The sequence below is a fragment of the Streptomyces sp. NPDC038707 genome, from assembly GCF_040636485.1.
Taxonomy (GTDB): domain Bacteria; phylum Actinomycetota; class Actinomycetes; order Streptomycetales; family Streptomycetaceae; genus Streptomyces.
In genome coordinates, this window is record NZ_JBEZUP010000019.1 from 88940 (window position 1) to 104863 (window position 15924).

15 protein-coding genes are annotated in these 15924 nt (G+C 71.2%); 12 read left to right on the forward strand and 3 right to left on the reverse strand.

The features are described from left to right. The first annotated feature begins 110 nt into the window (after positions 1-110). Positions 111-515: a helix-turn-helix domain-containing protein gene (locus AB0E62_RS24845; RefSeq protein WP_362197781.1), complete on the forward strand. Its 405-nt coding sequence runs from the start codon at positions 111-113 to the stop codon at positions 513-515. 54 nt (positions 516-569) lie between these two features. Here the strand turns inward: AB0E62_RS24845 and AB0E62_RS24850 are convergent, their stop codons facing one another. Beyond that, complete coding sequence (locus AB0E62_RS24850; protein ID WP_362197921.1) at positions 570-1019, reverse strand: hypothetical protein; 450 nt, start codon at positions 1017-1019, stop codon at positions 570-572. A gap of 129 nt (positions 1020-1148) precedes the next feature. On the opposite strand from AB0E62_RS24850, the gene AB0E62_RS24855 reads away from it, so the two are divergent. The 4 genes from AB0E62_RS24855 to AB0E62_RS24870 are packed head-to-tail and all read left to right on the forward strand — an operon-like array spanning position 1149 to position 3123. Beyond that, positions 1149-1487: a YnfA family protein gene (locus AB0E62_RS24855; RefSeq protein WP_362197784.1), complete on the forward strand. Its 339-nt coding sequence runs from the start codon at positions 1149-1151 to the stop codon at positions 1485-1487. Positions 1488-1538: 51 nt separating this feature from the next. After that, the gene (locus tag AB0E62_RS24860) at positions 1539-2318 is read left to right on the forward strand and encodes an SDR family NAD(P)-dependent oxidoreductase (protein ID WP_362197787.1); all 780 of its coding nucleotides are present in this window, start codon (positions 1539-1541) and stop codon (positions 2316-2318) included. Beyond that, the gene (locus tag AB0E62_RS24865) at positions 2315-2485 is read left to right on the forward strand and encodes a hypothetical protein (RefSeq protein WP_362197790.1); all 171 of its coding nucleotides are present in this window, start codon (positions 2315-2317) and stop codon (positions 2483-2485) included. Before AB0E62_RS24860 ends, AB0E62_RS24865 begins: the two co-directional genes overlap by 4 nt. 32 nt (positions 2486-2517) lie before the next feature. Next, a complete protein-coding gene (locus AB0E62_RS24870; protein ID WP_362197793.1) occupies positions 2518-3123 on the forward strand; it encodes a TetR/AcrR family transcriptional regulator in 606 nt (201 codons plus the stop codon). Here AB0E62_RS24870 and AB0E62_RS24875 read toward each other — a convergent pair. Further along, positions 3113-4306 (reverse strand): RtcB family protein, encoded by a 1194-nt coding sequence (locus AB0E62_RS24875; protein ID WP_362197796.1) that lies wholly within the window; start codon positions 4304-4306, stop codon positions 3113-3115. The genes AB0E62_RS24870 and AB0E62_RS24875 overlap by 11 nt on opposite strands. A 213-nt stretch (positions 4307-4519) precedes the next feature. Between AB0E62_RS24875 and AB0E62_RS24880 the strand changes: the two genes are divergently transcribed. From AB0E62_RS24880 to AB0E62_RS24890, 3 genes are all read left to right on the forward strand, one after another. Next, positions 4520-5386: a DUF3558 domain-containing protein gene (locus AB0E62_RS24880; protein WP_362197799.1), complete on the forward strand. Its 867-nt coding sequence runs from the start codon at positions 4520-4522 to the stop codon at positions 5384-5386. Positions 5387-5501: 115 nt separating this feature from the next. Then, positions 5502-6374, forward strand: a complete 873-nt coding sequence (locus AB0E62_RS24885) for a DUF3558 family protein (RefSeq protein ID WP_362197802.1) — start codon at positions 5502-5504, stop codon at positions 6372-6374. A 120-nt stretch (positions 6375-6494) separates the two neighbouring features. Further along, positions 6495-7721, forward strand: coding sequence for a DUF2637 domain-containing protein (locus AB0E62_RS24890; protein ID WP_362197805.1), 1227 nt, complete (start codon positions 6495-6497; stop codon positions 7719-7721). Positions 7722-7869: 148 nt separating this feature from the next. On the opposite strand, the gene lysS is transcribed toward AB0E62_RS24890, so the two are convergent. Beyond that, positions 7870-9609, reverse strand: coding sequence for a lysine--tRNA ligase (lysS, locus tag AB0E62_RS24895; protein ID WP_362197808.1), 1740 nt, complete (start codon positions 9607-9609; stop codon positions 7870-7872). 126 nt (positions 9610-9735) lie between these two features. On the opposite strand from lysS, the gene argS reads away from it, so the two are divergent. The 4 genes from argS (at position 9736) to AB0E62_RS24915 (ending at position 15924) form a co-directional block, all read left to right on the forward strand. Continuing rightward, positions 9736-11499 (forward strand): arginine--tRNA ligase, encoded by a 1764-nt coding sequence (gene argS, locus AB0E62_RS24900; protein ID WP_362197811.1) that lies wholly within the window; start codon positions 9736-9738, stop codon positions 11497-11499. 73 nt (positions 11500-11572) lie between these two features. Beyond that, the gene (locus tag AB0E62_RS24905) at positions 11573-12448 is read left to right on the forward strand and encodes an SUKH-4 family immunity protein (RefSeq protein WP_362197814.1); all 876 of its coding nucleotides are present in this window, start codon (positions 11573-11575) and stop codon (positions 12446-12448) included. Continuing rightward, positions 12445-14115 (forward strand): hypothetical protein, encoded by a 1671-nt coding sequence (locus AB0E62_RS24910; RefSeq protein WP_362197817.1) that lies wholly within the window; start codon positions 12445-12447, stop codon positions 14113-14115. Before AB0E62_RS24905 ends, AB0E62_RS24910 begins: the two co-directional genes overlap by 4 nt. 93 nt (positions 14116-14208) lie before the next feature. Continuing rightward, a complete protein-coding gene (locus tag AB0E62_RS24915) occupies positions 14209-15924 on the forward strand; it encodes a nucleic acid/nucleotide deaminase domain-containing protein (RefSeq protein WP_362197820.1) in 1716 nt (571 codons plus the stop codon).

Sequence of the window (15924 nt, forward strand, 5' to 3'; positions counted from 1 at the left end):
ACTTGGCGGTCCTCGCGGAATCACCGCGACCGCACGGCCCACCGTAGGAGAGCTACTATCCACGGGTAAGCAGTTACCTGAGAGTGCGTAGCCATCCCCGGGGAGAGCCCATGGCGACCATGACCGCCGCCCAGCGCCGCGAACAGGCCCGCGCCGACTACGACGCCTTCCTGCGCGGCTGCCCCACCAACCAGCTCCTCGGCCGGCTCAGCGACAAGTGGGTCAGCCTCGTCGTCTCCGCCCTGTCCACCGGCCCGCTGCGCTACAGCGACCTCAGTCGCAAGATCGCCGGCGTCAGCCCCAAGATGCTCACCCAGACCCTGCGCGCGCTGGAGCGCGACGGCATCCTCAGCCGCACGGTCACCCCGTCCGTGCCGGTCCGGGTCGACTACGCGCTCACCCCGCTCGGCGCGAGCCTCGCCGGACTGCTCACCGCCGTGAAGGACTGGGCGGAGACCCACTTCGACGAGGTCCGCGCGGCCCGCGAACGCTATGACGCGGAGAACCCCGCCTAGGTCCGGCCCGTCCGGCGCCCCGCCCCTCAGAAGGCTGGGAAGGCTCGGAAAGGCTCAGAAGGCGTACTCGTCCCCCGTGGCCAGCACCAGGACCTGTGTGCGGTCGCCGGCGCGGTCCTGGTCCGGGACGTCGGACGACCAGGCCGTCTCGACCTCCAGGGTCAGCTCCGACGGCCGCTCCCGCAGCCGTACCGGCACCCGCAGCCGCTCCCCCGCCGTGTCCGCGGCCAGCGGACCGGTGGCGCACAGCACCGTCCGCTCGTCCTCGCGGACGCAGCGGGCGGGCAGCTCCTGCCGCTCGGCCAGCGGCACCGACCAGCGCAGCCGGACCGTGGCGTCCGCGACCTCGGCGGACCCCCCGTTCCGCGGGGTCAGCAGCACCTCCGTCCGGTCCTCCGCCAGCACCGCCGTGCCGTGGAACGCCACGGCGGCCGGAGCGGCCATCGCGGTCCCCGGCACCAGCAGGGCACCGGCACACACCCCGCCCACCACCCACGCCCGCATCCGCACGCCCCTCACCACTTTCCGCTCGCGGCTCCACTGCCGTACGGATGTATGCCACGCGCACCGCCCGCCAGGCGCCGTCCAACAGGTGACACGCACCGGCCCGGCACCGCGTGCGAAGCTGCCCGCATGCCGATCCTCCGTTCCGCCGCCCTGTTCGCCGTCGCCGCGCTGTTCGAGATCGGCGGCGCCTGGCTGGTCTGGCAGGGCGTGCGGGAACACCGGGGTGTGCTGTGGATCACCGGGGGCGTGCTCGCGCTCGGCGCGTACGGCTTCGTCGCCACCTTCCAGCCCGACGCCCACTTCGGCCGCATCCTCGCCGCGTACGGCGGGATCTTCGTGGCGGGCTCCCTCCTGTGGGGCGCGGTCGCGGACGGCTACCGGCCCGACCGCTGGGACATCGCCGGCGCGCTGGTCTGCCTGGCCGGGATGGCGATCATCATGTGGGCACCCCGGAACGGCGGCTGAGGCCTCACTTACGCTGGACGGAATCGCACCGACGCAGCCACAGGAGCCGCCATGGCCACCGCCGCCCCGTCCGCCGCCTCCCGCATCGCCGTCGTCACCGGCGCGAGCAGTGGCATCGGCGCCGCCACAGCCCGGCAGCTCGCCGCGGCCGGTTACCGCGTCGTCCTCACCGCCCGCCGCAAGGACCGCATCGAGGCCCTCGCCGAGGAACTGACCGGGGCCGGGCACTCGGCGGTGGCCTACCAGCTCGACGTGACCGACCGCGCGGCCGTGGACGAGTTCGCCTCCGCGTTCAAGACGGTCGGCGTCCTGGTCAACAACGCGGGCGGCGCCCTCGGCGCGGACCCGGTGGCCACCGGCGACCCCGCGGACTGGCGCTCGATGTACGAGACGAACGTGCTCGGCACGCTGAACGTCACCCAGGCGCTGCTGCCGAAGCTGGAGGCGAGCGGTGACGGCGTGGTCGTGGTCGTCTCCTCCACCGCCGGCCACGGTACGTACGAGGGCGGCGCCGGCTATGTCGCCGCCAAGCACGGCGCCCACGTGCTCGCCGAGACGCTCCGCCTGGAGATCGTCGGCCGGCCGGTCCGGGTGATCGAGATCGCGCCCGGCATGGTCCGCACGGAGGAGTTCGCGCTGACCCGCTTCGGCGGCGACGCGGACAAGGCGGCCAAGGTGTACGAGGGCGTCGCCGAGCCCCTCTCCGCCGACGACGTGGCCGACACGATCACCTGGGCGGTGACCCGCCCCAGCCACGTCAACATCGACCTGCTGGTGGTGCGCCCGCGCGCCCAGGCGTCCAACACCAAGGTGCACCGGGAACAGGGATGACCGCCGGCCCGCCTCCGGCGGACACCTCGCCGGAGGCCCTGGAGAAGCGCCGCCTGGCCCAGGAGACGAAGGACGAACGCCAGGTCTGGTACTTCCTGGCCTACTTCCTCTTCGGCATCCACTTCGTCGCGTTCGTCATGATCTACGCGGTACGGCACGCGCGGTAGGACACGGGACACCGCTGCCTATAGTCGGTCGGATGACGAACTCAGTTGACCGGCGGACGCAGGCGGCCCAGAAGCGCCGACGGCTCGCGGCGGCGGCGGCCCGCGTCCTGCACGAGCAGGGCGTCGAGCGCACCACCCTCGCCGACATCGCCCGCGAGGCCGGCGTGCCGGTCGGGAACGTCTACTACTACTTCAAGACCAAGGACGAGCTGGTCCTGGCCGCGCTGGGCGAGCACCGCGACCGGCTGGACGAGCTCACCGCCGGGCTGGACCGGCTGCCGTCCCCCCACGACCGGCTGAGGGCGCTGGTCGAGACCTGGATCGCGGAGCGCGAGACGGCCGCCCGGCTCGGCTCCCCCACCGGCACCCTGGCCGCCGAACTCGGCAAGCGCGCGGACGGCGCGCCGGCCGCCGAGTCCGGCGCGGTGATCCGCCGCCTCCTGGACTGGACCGCCGCCCAGTTCCGCGCCTGGGGCGTCCCGGACCCCGACGACCACGCCCTCACCCTGGTCTCCGCCTGCCAGGGCATGTCGCTGCTGGCCCACGCCCTGCGCGACCCGGAGGTCATGACCCGCGAGGGCACCCGCCTGCTGCGCCGGCTGGACGCGCTTGGGGCCGGTCCCGGCGTCAGCCCTTGACGCAGACGACCTGCTTCAGTTTGGCCACCACCCGCACCAGGTCCTGCTGCTGACCGATGACCTGGTCGATCGACTTGTAGGCGCCCGGGATCTCGTCCACCACGCCGGAGTCCTTGCGGCACTCCACGCCCCGGGTCTGGTCCTCCAGGTCCTTGGTGGAGAAGCGCCGCTTGGCCGCGTTCCGGCTCATCCGGCGGCCGGCGCCGTGCGAGGCCGAGTTGAAGGCCAGCTCGTTGCCGAGGCCGCGCACGATGTACGAGCCCGTGCCCATCGAGCCGGGGATGATGCCGTACTCGCCGGAGCCGGCCCGGATCGCGCCCTTGCGGGTGACGAGCAGGTCCATATCGTCGTACCGCTCCTCCGCCACGTAGTTGTGGTGGCAGGAGATCTCCTGCTCGAAGACCGGCTTGGCCTTCTTGAACTCCTTGCGGACCACGTCCTTCAGGAGCGCCATCATCAGCATGCGGTTGTACTTGGCGTACTCCTGCGCCCAGAACAGGTCGTTGCGGTAGGCCGCCATCTGCGGGGTGTCCGCGACGAAGACGGCGAGGTCGCGGTCGACCAGGCCCTGGTTGTGCGGGAGCTTCTGGGCCACGCCGATGTGGTGCTCGGCGAGTTCCTTGCCGATGTTGCGGGAGCCGGAGTGGAGCATGAGCCACACGGAACCGGACTCATCGACACACACCTCGATGAAGTGGTTTCCCCCGCCCAGGGTCCCCATCTGCGCGACGGCCCGTTCCCGCCGGAACCTCACGGCATCGGCGACCCCGTCGAACCGCTCCCAGAAGTCCTCCCAGCCGGCCGTGGCCAGTCCGTGGAAGCCCCGGGGCTCCACCGGGTCGTCGTGCATCCCCCGCCCCACCGGAATCGCCTGCTCGATCCGCGACCGCAGCCGGGACAGGTCGCCGGGCAGGTCGTTCGCGGTCAGGGAGGTCTTCACCGCCGACATCCCGCAGCCGATGTCCACGCCCACCGCCGCCGGGCACACCGCGTCCCGCATCGCGATGACCGAGCCGACCGTCGCTCCCTTGCCGTAGTGGACGTCCGGCATCACGGCCAGGCCCTCGATCCACGGCAGGGTGGCCACGTTCTGGAGCTGGCGCAGGGCCACGTCCTCGACCGTCGCCGGGTCCGTCCACATCCGGATCGGCACCTTCGCACCCGGTATCTCCACGTACGACATGTCTTCCTCTTTCCCCCGGTAAATGGCAATAAAAGGCTTGAAAGCGGCGAAACGCAAAAGGGGCGGCAAGGTCGGCGAAAAGGGCAGGGGGCCGACGTCCGCGGCAGTGCGTGCGATACACATTGTCTGCAGGGGGCGCCCCGCCGCGGCAAGCGAATAACCGGCGGGGACACTGGAGCAGCGAGCGCACACACCGTCGAGAGGAGCCCGACCGTGCAGCGGAAGGCGTACGTGACCGGTACCGCCGCCCTTCTCGTGGCGCTGCTGGCCGGCTGCACGAGCGGCCCCGGGGACGACGGCGCGACGGACGACGCCAACCCGGGCGACGCCGGCCCGGTCACCGCCCCCGCGCAGCCCGGCAGGTACCGCACGCTCCCCGAGCCCTGCGGCGCGGTCGGCCACGACGCCCTGGACACGCTGCTGCCCGGCATCCAGCGGATCACCGACCCCATCCAGCGCGACCGCGCCTACCAGGGCGACGCCGCGCTGACCTTCGACACCGACCGCAAGGTGGGCTGCCGCTGGAAGGTCGAGTCGGCGGACGTCACCGACCGGCTCTCCGTCGACTTCGAGCGCGTGGTGTCGTACGACAACGCGGTCAGCGACGACGACCAGGCGCAGCGGCTGTTCCAGGAGAAGCAGGCCGCCGCCGACCTGCCCGCGCCGAGCGGCGTCACCACACCGCCGGCGACCCCCACCCCGACGGCGTCCGCGAAGGGCTCCCCGAGCGGCGGCGCGTCCCCGTCCGCGAAGCACCCGGCCGCCAAGTCCTCGGCGTCCACCGCCGCTTCGGGTTCCGCCTCGTCCTCGCCGTCCGGCTCCGCCGAAGCCTCCGCCGAGCTGCAGCCCCGCACCCTCACCGACCTCGGCGACGAGGCGTACGTGGACGACCAGCTGAGCACCTCCGGTTCGACCGCCGAACAGCGCACGGTGACTGTGGTGTTCCGCACGTCCAACGTCGTCGTCACCCTCCAGTACGAGGAGCAGCCGACGGCCATCGGAACGGTCCCGGACAGCAAGGAAATGCAGGACAGGGCCCGTGAGCTGGCCGCGCGGCTGGACGACGCGCTGGGCGGCTGACCGCCCGGCCGGCCCCGCCCCCGGGCGCGCGGACGGACACCGCACCGCTCCCGTACCGCGTACCGTGGCCCCGCAGGAACCCGCACGAACACCGAGCGTCATGAGTGAAGGAACCATGCAGCGAGCAGCCCAGCGAGACGACCGTGCCCAGCGACACCAGCGAGCCAGGCGCCTGCGCCGCGCGCTGGTCTGCGCGGCAGCCGTGCCCGCGGTCCTGATCAGCGCCGGCTGCTCCTCGGACTCCGGCGACTCCAAGCCGAAGGCCGGCGAGACCACCCGGCAGGCGGACCCCGGCAGCGGCAAGCCGTCGGCGAGCGCGTCGCCGACCGTGCGGCCCGCCGCGTACGGGAAGCTGCCCGACCCGTGTGCCGTGCTGTCGAAGGACACCCTGGCCGACCTGGTCCCCGCGGGCGTGAAGTCCGCCAAGAAGGGCGCCACGGACGAGCCGTCGTCGCGTGCCTCCTGCTCCTGGAACAGCCTGGACAACAACGGCGTCAAGGGCTCCCAGTTCCGCTGGCTGAACATCTCCCTGCTGCGCTTCGACTCGGACGTCACCCGGGGCGCCGCCGACCAGCAGGCGCACGACTACTACGCGCGGCAGGTGAAGGACGCCCAGTCGGTGGACGGCGCGAAGGACACCAAGATGGTGCCGCTGTCCGGGACCGGCGCGGAGGCGGCGACGGTGCGCTACGACCTGAAGAAGAAGGAGGGCCTCTTCAAGCAGCAGACGGTCGTCGCCCGGGTGGAGAACGTCGTGGTCACCCTGGACTACAACGGCGCCGGTCTCGCGGGCGAGAAGACCCCGGACGCCGACGACCTGACGAAGGACGCGCAGAAGGCGCTGAAGGAAGTCGTGGCGTCGGTGTCGAAGGCCAACGGCGCCTCCGGGGAGCCGAGTTCACCGGCATCGGACCCCGCGTCCGGCTCCCCCTCCAAGTCCGCCTCCTCCAGCGCCTCCCCGTCGGAGACGGCCGCCGAGAAGGCCTGACCGCACGGCCGTAGCGGGTGACCGGCACCACGTGCGTCGTACACGTGTGCCACTCTGTTGCGCGCAACAACACGCAACCGGAGGGGAGTACGAGTGGCCGCGTCACCGCAGCTGACTCGGATGCACCGCGTTCTCATCGGGGTGGTCGTGGCCGGCGCCTTGATCATCGCCGGTATCGGCTTCGCCGGTTCCTACGCGGCCGTCCGTGAGCTGGCCGTCAAGAAGGGGTTCGGGAACTTCTCCTACGTGTTCCCGGTGGGCATCGACGCGGGCATCTGTGTCCTCCTCGCCCTCGACCTGCTGCTGACCTGGATCCGCATCCCCTTCCCGCTGCTGCGCCAGACGGCGTGGCTGCTGACGGCGGCGACGATCGCGTTCAACGGCGCCGCCGCCTGGCCGGACCCGCTGGGCGTGGGCATGCACGCGGTGATCCCGGTGCTGTTCGTGGTGTCGGTCGAGGCGGCCCGGCACGCGGTGGGCCGGATCGCCGACATCACGGCCGACAAGCACATGGAGGGCGTCCGCCTCACCCGCTGGCTGCTCTCCCCGGTGCCGACGTTCCTGCTGTGGCGCCGCATGAAGCTGTGGGAACTGCGCTCGTACGACCAGGTCATCAAGCTGGAGCAGGAACGTCTCGTCTACCAGGCCCGGCTGCGCTCCCGCTTCGGCCGCGCCTGGCGCCGCAAGGCCCCGGTGGAGTCCCTGATGCCGCTGCGCCTGGCCCGCTACGGCGTCCCGCTCGCCGAGACTGCCCCGGCGGGCCTGGCCGCGGCGGGCATCGACCCGGCCCTGCTCCCGCCGGCCCCGCAGCCCCAGGCCGCCCTCGCTCCCGCCGCGGCCGACCGCCCGGCCGCGGCGGCCCCGGACCGGCCGGACCCCGCCGCCGCCCGGCGGCCCGCCGAGGCGCCCCCGGCCGACGAGGAGAGCCCCTGGTTCCAGGCCCCGCGCGAGGTCGAGTACCACGGCAACTACGACCCCACCTACGACCCGATGCTCCAGGAACCCCAGTACGCCCCCGAGGAGCAGTACGAGGACTGGTACGAGGAACAGACCCCCGAGGACTTCCAGCAGCCCTCCCCGGAGGAGACGGGCAGCTTCGCGATCCCGGCGAGCCGGACCCACCCCCGCGAACCCGGCGCGGGCGGCGGCACCCCGGAGCCGACGGAGGAGGACTACTACCAGGTCTTCCGCAAGCTGAGCGGCGACGTCCCCGCCGCCCTGCCCCAGTACACCGAGGCGGTCGGGGCGACGTACGGCATCGCGCTCGCCCCGCGCGACGCGGAGCGCATGGTCAACCGCTTCACCGACCGCCTCAACGCGGAACGGAAAGAGGAACACATCGCCTGACGGCCGCACCCGGGCGGCCTTCCCGCGCCGTCACAAAGGCCCGGTCGGCACGGCACCGACGGCGAGCGGCGCGCCCAGGACGACACACGCGGCAGCGGCAGGAGAACGGGGCCCTCTTCAGGAGAAGAGGGCCCCGTTTCCGTACGGCTCACTCCCCGAGCAGGGTCCGTACCCGCTCCTGCCCCACGGCCAGCAGCAGGGTGGGCAGGCGGGGGCCGGTGTCGCGGCCGACGAGCAGGTGGTACAGGAGAGCGAAGAACGTGCGCTGGGCCGTCTTGATCTCCGGCGGCAGCTCCTTCGGCGTGGCGTCGGCGGAGAAGCCCGCCTGCACCTTCGGCACGCCGTACACGAGGTGGGTCAGCCCGTCGAGCGACCAGTGCTCGGCCAGCCCGTCCAGCAGCAGCCGCACCGACTGCCGGGACGCCTCGTCCAGGGACTTCAGCAGCTCGGCGTCGGGCTCCTCGCGCACGATGGTCCGCTGGTCGGCGGGCACGTACGTGTTGATCCACGCCTCGGCCCGGTCGTACCGCGGGCGCGCCTCGTCCAGCGAGGCCAGCGGCTGCTCCGGGTCCAGCTCGGACAGGATCCGCAGCGCCTGGTCCTCGTGACCGGCGGTGATGTCGGCGACGGACGCCAGCGTGCGGTACGGCAGCGGGCGGGGCGTCTTCGGCAGCTCACCGGCGGCGGTACCGACGGCACGGGTGTAGGCGGCGACGTCGGCCGGCAGCGCGGAGCCGTCGGCGACCTTCGCGGCCAGCTTGTCCCACTCGTCGTAGAGCCGCTGGATCTCCTGGTCGAAGGCGATCTTGAAGGACTGGTTGGGCCTGCGGCGGGCGTACAGCCAGCGCAGCAGCTGCGGCTCCATGATCTTCAGCGCGTCCGACGGGGTGGGCACGCCACCGCGCGAGGAGGACATCTTGGCCATGCCGGAGATGCCGACGAACGCGTACATGGGCCCGATGGGCTGCTCGCCGCCGAAGATCGGCACGATCTGCCCGCCGACCTGGAAGCTGGAGCCGGGCGAGGAGTGGTCCACACCGCTGGGCTCGAAGATCACGCCCTCGTACGCCCAGCGCATCGGCCAGTCGACCTTCCACACCAGCTTGCCGCGGTCGAACTCGCTGAGCCGGACGGTCTCGGCGAAGCCGCAGGCGGTGCAGGTGTACGACAGCGCGGTGCTGTCGTCGTCGTAGGAGGTGACCGTCGTCAGGTCCTTGCCGCAGCCGCCGCAGTACGGCTTGTACGGGAAGTACCCGGCGGAACCGGAGCTGCCGTCGTCCTCGGACGCGGCGCCGGAGCCCTCCTCGGCCTCCAGCTCGGCCTCGTCCACCGCCTTCTGCTGCTGCTTCTTCGGCGCCTTCTTCGTCCGGTACTGGGCGAGGATCGCGTCGATGTCGTGCCGGTGCCTCATGGCGTGCAGGATCTGCTCGCGGTAGACACCGGAGGTGTACTGCGCGGTCTGGCTGATCCCGTCGAACTCCACGCCGAGCTGGCCCAGCGCCTCGACCATGGCGGCCTTGAAGTGCTCGGCCCAGTTCGGGTACGACGACCCCTCCGGCGCCGGGACCGAGGTCAGCGGCTTGCCGATGTGCTGCGCCCAGCTCTCGTCCACACCGGGGACACCGGCCGGGACCTTGCGGTACCGGTCGTAGTCGTCCCAGGAGATCAGGTGCCGGACCGCACGGCCGCGGCGGCGGATCTCGTCGGCGACCAGGTGCGGGGTCATGACCTCGCGGAGGTTGCCGAGGTGGATCGGGCCGGAGGGGGAGAGTCCGGACGCGACGACGACCGGTTTGCCCGGGGCCCGGCGCTCCGACTCCTCGATGACCTCATCCGCGAAACGGGAGACCCAGTCGGTGGTCTCGGTGCTCTGAGCCACGATCGGCACGTCCTTCTTTCTGAACGGGGTGAGCCTCCATTCTCACAGACCGCCCGTCGACCGGGAAAACGGCTTTACCCCCCATGGGATACTGGGTGGGACTATCCATCCACGAGGAGAACGGCACCCACACCCATGGCCTCGGTCACGTCCCTCAGCGACAACGTCCAGCAGCACCTCGCGTCCGCCCTCGCGGCCACCCTGCCCGAGGCCGCCGGCGCGGACCCGCTGCTGCGACGAAGCGACCGGGCCGACTTCCAGGCCAACGGCATCCTGGCCCTGGCCAAGAAGGCGAAGGCGAACCCCCGGGAGCTGGCGGCCCAGGTCGTCGGCCGGGTGGTGACGGGTGACGTGATCCAGGACATCGAGGTCTCCGGCCCCGGCTTCCTGAACATCACGCTCGCGGACAGGGCGATCACCGAGAACCTGGCCGCGCGGTACGCGGACGAGACGGGCCGCCTCGGCGTGCCCACCGCCGCCGACCCGGGCACCACGGTGATCGACTACGCCCAGCCGAACGTGGCGAAGGAGATGCACGTCGGCCACCTCCGCTCGGCGGTGATCGGCGACTCGGTCGTCCAGCTGCTGGAGTTCACCGGCGAGAACGTGATCCGCCGCCACCACATCGGCGACTGGGGCACCCAGTTCGGCATGCTCATCCAGTACCTGGACGAGCACCCGCACGAGCTGGACCACAAGGCCGGACAGGTGACGGGCGAGGAGGCGATGTCGAACCTCGACCGCCTCTACAAGGCCGCGCGGAAGCTGTTCGACTCCGACGAGGAGTTCAAGACCCGCGCCCGCCGCCGGGTGGTGGACCTCCAGGCCGGCGACCCGCACACGCTCGCCATGTGGCAGAAGTTCGTGGACGAGTCGAAGATCTACTTCTTCTCCGTCTTCGAGAAGCTGGACATGGAGATCCGGGACGCGGACATCGTCGGCGAGTCCGGCTACAACGACATGCTCGCGGAGACCTGCCGCCTGCTGGAGGAGTCGGGCGTCGCGGTCCGCTCCGAGGGCGCGCTCTGCGTCTTCTTCGACGACATCAAGGGCCCGGACGGCAACCCGGTCCCGCTGATCGTCCAGAAGTCGGACGGCGGCTACGGCTACGCGGCGACCGACCTGTCCGCGATCCGCGACCGCGTCTTCAACCTCAAGGCGAACACCCTGCTGTACGTGGTGGACGCCCGGCAGGCCCTGCACTTCAGGATGGTCTTCGAGACCGCCCGCCGGGCCGGCTGGCTGGGCGACGACGTCACGGCGGTCCAGCTCGCCTTCGGCACGGTCCTCGGCAAGGACGGCAAGCCGTTCAAGACCCGTGCGGGCGAGACGATCCGCCTGGTCGACCTGCTGGACGAGGCGATCGAGCGGGCCTCGGCCGTGGTCCGGGAGAAGGCCCAGGACCTGTCCGAGGAGGAGATCGCCGAGCGGGGCACCCAGGTGGGCATCGGCGCGGTGAAGTACGCCGACCTGTCCACGTCGGCGAACCGGGACTACAAGTTCGACCTGGACCAGATGGTCTCGCTGAACGGCGACACGTCCGTCTACCTCCAGTACGCCTACGCCCGTATCCAGTCCATCCTCCGCAAGGCCGGCGAGGTCCGCCCGGCGGCCCACCCCGAGCTGACCCTGGCGGACGCCGAGCGCGCCCTCGGCCTGCACGTGGACTCCTTCGCGGAGACGGTCCGGGAGGCCGCTTCGGAGTACGCTCCCCACAAGCTGGCGGCGTACCTCTACCAGCTGGCCTCGCTGTTCACGACGTTCTACGACAAGTGCCCGGTGCTGCGCGCCGAGACGCCGGAGCAGGTGGAGAACCGCCTCTTCCTCTCCGACCTCACCGCCCGCACCCTCCACCAGGGCATGACCCTCCTGGGCATCCGCACCCCCGAGAAGCTCTGACGCACACCCCTTAAGGTCTGTGGAGACCATCCGGTCCACCGGGTTCCGTCTCCACAGACCTCGAGGAAGCCAGATGCCCGAACGCGCCTTCGATCCGTCCGCGGCCCACTTCGGTGAGAACGGCATGCGCCGGTTCACGGTGCCCGGCTCCTACGGCATACGCCTGCCCGACCAGGCCCGAGAGGCACTGACCGGCACCGGTGTCCCCGTGCACGTGGCGCCGTACTTCACCGCGGCGGCGGACACCGACGCGCCCACCCTGGGCATGCTGGCCGGGCACCGGGGGGTGCCGGCACCCGCAGGCCGGGAGAACTGGGTCCGGATCGGCACCGACCCGCTGGCCCACCTGTGTGTACGCCCGGACGGCGCGGTGCAGGCCGTGTTCCTGGGGCTCGCCGAGGACGACCTGTTCGTCAGCTCCGACGTCACGGCGTTCAACGCCTCGCTGACCGCGCTGGACCGGCGGCTGCCGGTGATCGCCGCCTCGACGAGCCTGCCGGTGGCCGCCGCCGCGTTCCGGGAGCTGAACGCCGAACTCCGCACCATCGACGCCGCCGCCTTCGAGGAACGCGAGAGCTGGTGGCCGAGGGTGCTGGACGACGTACGGCACACCTTGAACTTCCCGTTCTCCTCCGCCTTCGAGTACGTCGACGCAGCGGGCTCCGAGCACATCGTCACCGACGCCACAGGCCCTGGGCGAGCGCACCCGGAGGAACTGGTCTGGCAGCGGCTGCGGGCCGAGGGGGTGGCCCCGGAGCAGGTGCGCCGGGTGTACTGCGAGCTGGAGCCGTGCATGATGCCCGGTCACTACTGTGCCGTATGGCTGCAATCCCTCTTCCCGCACGCGGAGTTCACGCACAGCTTCGACTACGGCGCCACCGCCGAGTCGCGGGAGGAGGGACTGAAGGAGCTGATCACGTACACCGCGCAGCGGGCGGCCGAGCGATGACCGGGCCGGCGTGGTCCCGTCCGGAGGCCGGCCGGGAGCCGGCCGCCGCCGCGCTGCTGGCCTGGCTGGCCGACGCCGGGGCACCGCGTCTGTGTGTCGTCACCGGAAGCGCGGGCTGCGGTAAGTCGAGCCTGCTGGCGTGGCTGATCGGCCACGGGACACGGGACGGGGAACGGCCGGAACGCCGGGTGCACGGCTTCGTGCCGCTCGCCGGCCAGACGGCGCAGACCACCGCGTGGACGCTGGCCCAGCAGTTGTCGGTGGCCGCCCGCACCCCGGGTGAACTGCTGACCGCCCTGTCCGCCGACGAACGCCGGACGGTGCTCGTCCTACCGGAGCTGCACGCGGCGCAGACGCCCGCCGCGATCACCGAACTCGCGGTCCGGTTGGCGAAGTTGCCTCATCTGCGGGTGCTGGTGGAGGTACGCGGCGGCAGTGTGGAGGCCGCAGCCCTGACGAAGCCTCCCTCGGCGGTGATGAACCTCGACGAGGCTCAGTGGACGGATCCGGACCGGCACGCGGAGTGGGCCACCAGACGGAGCGCCGTCGAACCGGTGCATCAACCGGAGCCCGAGGCGGTCGACTTGAACGACCCGGCTGCGGTCTGCGCTGCGGACCCCTGGCAGGTCTCCGTCCGCTACGAGCGCTCCGGGGACGACCACGGCGGGCTGCGCACGGCCTGGCTACGGGCCGGGATGTCCCTGACCCGTGAGCAGAGCCCGGCCGAGCGGGCCGTGGTCCTGCTGGCGGCGCTGGGCGACGACGCCGACCCCCGGCTGCCGGACAGGCTGGCCGCCCTGGTCGACGGCGCCGCCTGGCGGGTCGTCTGGCGCAGGGTGCGCGGGGACGTCCGGCCGCCGTGGCCCGGGCCGGCCCGCGCGTTGTCGTCCGGTCACGGACACCTGGCCGGCACGGTCCTGGTCTCGGACCACCAGGGCACCGTCCGGCTGGTCCGAGAGGCGGACGCCGCGTCGGCCGGCCGACTGCCGGATCCGGTGGGCCAGGTGGCCGCGCTCGCCGTGACGGCCGAGGGAGACGCGCTCGTCCTGGACTCCCGGGGCGGGCTGCATGTCCGGCACGCTCCGGCCGCACCGCGGGCCATGGGCCTGTCGGCGCTGTTGGAGGACGGTCCCACACCACTGGAACAGCTGGTGGAAACGGTCCGGGCCAGGCTCGGAAACCGCTCCCGGACCCTGGCGGCCTGCGGTGACACGCTGAGCGTGGCGGACGACACGGGCCACGTACACGCCTTCGGTCCCTGGGGCGGGGGGACAGTCCGTCTGCACGAGGGCGCGGTCACCGCGCTGGCGGCTCTGGACCTCGCGGCCTCCGGGGAGAACGGGCCTGGCATCCCTCTGGTCTACAGCGGTGGTGCGGACGGCACGGTTCGCGCCTGGGGTCCCGGCGCCGAGCCGCTCGCCATCCCGGTCCGGGCGCGTGCGTGCCCCGTGACAGCGCTGGCCGCAGCGGTCACCGACACCGGTCCGGTGCTCGCCATCGGCTGGGCGGACGGGCTGGTGGAGCACCAATGCCTGGACGACGGGACGGTCCGTGCCCACCGTCCCGGCCTCGCCGTCCACGCGCTCGCCCTCACGGAATCGGGTGATCTGCTGGTCGGCACGGACGAGACGCTGGTGTGCCTGCGTCCTGTCACAGTCACGCCATAGAGGCCGAGAGCGCCCTTGCAGCCCACCAACCATCCCTGGTTACGCTCGCCTTACTCATACGATCATCAGGCGAATGAGGGGGCGTTACGGGGGATGGGCTACACGCTGCCCGGCTGGCTCGACGAGGTTCTGGACGTCATCGGCATCAACTTCCCGAACGTCGACGAGGACGACTACCGCGAGATGGCCGACGCCATGCGGGACTTCGCCGACAAGTTCGAGGGCCATGGAGCGGACGCGCACAAGTCGGTGGAGCGCCTTCTCGCTTCCTCCCAGGGCTGGGCCGTCGACGCGATGGAGAAGCACTGGTCGCAGGTCAAGGCCGGCCACCTGGACAAACTTCCCGAACTGGCCCGCCTGTTCGCGGACGCCTGTGACGTGGTCGCAGACATCGTCTTCGGGATGAAGCGGAAGGCGGAGGTCGAACTCGCCGCGATGGCGGGCTCGGTGGGCCTCTCGATCGGTCTGGCCTTCTTCACCGGCGGCCTGTCGGCCGTCCTGGGCGCGGCGGAGATCACGGCGATGCGGCAACTGGTGAAACGCATCATCGACGAGGCGGCCGACCAGATCGTGGACGAGCTGATAGCCCGCGTCACCGGGCCGGTCAACGCCAAACTGGAGGCGATGGTCGAGGACGCGGTCCTGGACCTGGCCGAGACCGCCTTCTCCCTCCCGCCGGCCCCCGGCACCGGCGGCCATGGCGGCATGCACCTGGCCTCGGCGGGCGGCGGCAGCGGCCTCGAACTCGCCTCGGCGGGCGGCGGCAGCGGCGCGGACCTCTTCATCGACCACGACGAGTTCGAGTTCGGCGCCGGTCAGCTGTCGGCGCACGGCAAGTCACTGCACCTGGTCAGTGCCGACCCACTCGGCCGCGCCAAGAACTCCTTCAACCGCACGAAGGGCCGCGACCCCTTCACCAAGGTCTTCGAGTCCATCCTCCACGGCGCGCTGAACGGCTGCGAAAAAACCCTCGGAAAACTGGGTAAACACCTCACCGAATCTCTCCCTACCCGCACGAAGGCGGTATCCCGCCTGCACAAGGAAAACGATATCCAAGTGGGGGAGCAGGCACGGCGGATCAGCACGGGCCGACAGGGGGGCGAGGATACCCCGATGCTTCTCCTCAACGCGGACGGAACCGTCGAACGTCTGCACGCCGACGGCAGAAAGCCGACCCGGATCAACGGCGTTGAAAAGGACCTTCCGGACCTGGTGGCGGACGACGGCAGAGTCTGGCGGTACCGGAAGACGGACCCGGACAAGAACCCCTTCCCGCTGTCTCCTTCGTCGGACAACCCGAAAGTCGCCTCGCGTCGACTGGGCCGGGGCGAAATCAGTGAGCTGGCGTACGCCACGCAGTTGGCGCGCTACTCGAAGAAGGACTACGGAGGCGGCAACTACGCCGCCGTGCATTACGTCGACTCCCACGGGAATTCGTTCATTCTCGTCGGTCACAGTAAAAACGTCCACTCCGAACGAACCATCGGGTATCCAGTCCTCAGAGACGGCAACCCACACGGAATCAGGGATCTGTACACCGAACGAGAACCATGCCAGGAGTCCAGCTCCTGGTGTGACCAATGGCTCGCCAGGTACTTCGGCGCCGACCAGGAGGTCACCCACTCGCACAGTTATGATCAGTCACCGGTCGACGGAAAACGCCCGAGCTCCTACAGCATCGACGGCGAGCATCGGGCTTACCGGAGAAATCTGGAAGACTGGCACAATAAGCATGGACTGAGTGCGGGAATGATGACCGAATCAGACGGCGCGGCCATGGAAGCCGCCAGGAAAAGCAGGCGGAGATGA

Bases quoted from the DNA above. Each gene is read 5' to 3' on its own strand.
- AB0E62_RS24865 (WP_362197790.1), top strand. From the start codon at position 2,315: ATGACCGCCGGCCCGCCTCCGGCGGACACCTCGCCGGAGGCCCTGGAG.
- AB0E62_RS24905 (WP_362197814.1), top strand. From the start codon at position 11,573: ATGCCCGAACGCGCCTTCGATCCGTCCGCGGCCCACTTCGGTGAGAAC.
- AB0E62_RS24885 (WP_362197802.1), top strand. From the start codon at position 5,502: ATGCAGCGAGCAGCCCAGCGAGACGACCGTGCCCAGCGACACCAGCGA.
- AB0E62_RS24860 (WP_362197787.1), top strand. From the start codon at position 1,539: ATGGCCACCGCCGCCCCGTCCGCCGCCTCCCGCATCGCCGTCGTCACC.
- AB0E62_RS24870 (WP_362197793.1), top strand. From the start codon at position 2,518: ATGACGAACTCAGTTGACCGGCGGACGCAGGCGGCCCAGAAGCGCCGA.
- AB0E62_RS24875 (WP_362197796.1), bottom strand. From the start codon at position 4,306: ATGTCGTACGTGGAGATACCGGGTGCGAAGGTGCCGATCCGGATGTGG.
- AB0E62_RS24850 (WP_362197921.1), bottom strand. From the start codon at position 1,019: ATGCGGGCGTGGGTGGTGGGCGGGGTGTGTGCCGGTGCCCTGCTGGTG.
- AB0E62_RS24915 (WP_362197820.1), top strand. From the start codon at position 14,209: ATGGGCTACACGCTGCCCGGCTGGCTCGACGAGGTTCTGGACGTCATC.
- AB0E62_RS24855 (WP_362197784.1), top strand. From the start codon at position 1,149: ATGCCGATCCTCCGTTCCGCCGCCCTGTTCGCCGTCGCCGCGCTGTTC.
- AB0E62_RS24910 (WP_362197817.1), top strand. From the start codon at position 12,445: ATGACCGGGCCGGCGTGGTCCCGTCCGGAGGCCGGCCGGGAGCCGGCC.
- argS (WP_362197811.1), top strand. From the start codon at position 9,736: ATGGCCTCGGTCACGTCCCTCAGCGACAACGTCCAGCAGCACCTCGCG.
- AB0E62_RS24890 (WP_362197805.1), top strand. From the start codon at position 6,495: ATGCACCGCGTTCTCATCGGGGTGGTCGTGGCCGGCGCCTTGATCATC.
- AB0E62_RS24845 (WP_362197781.1), top strand. From the start codon at position 111: ATGGCGACCATGACCGCCGCCCAGCGCCGCGAACAGGCCCGCGCCGAC.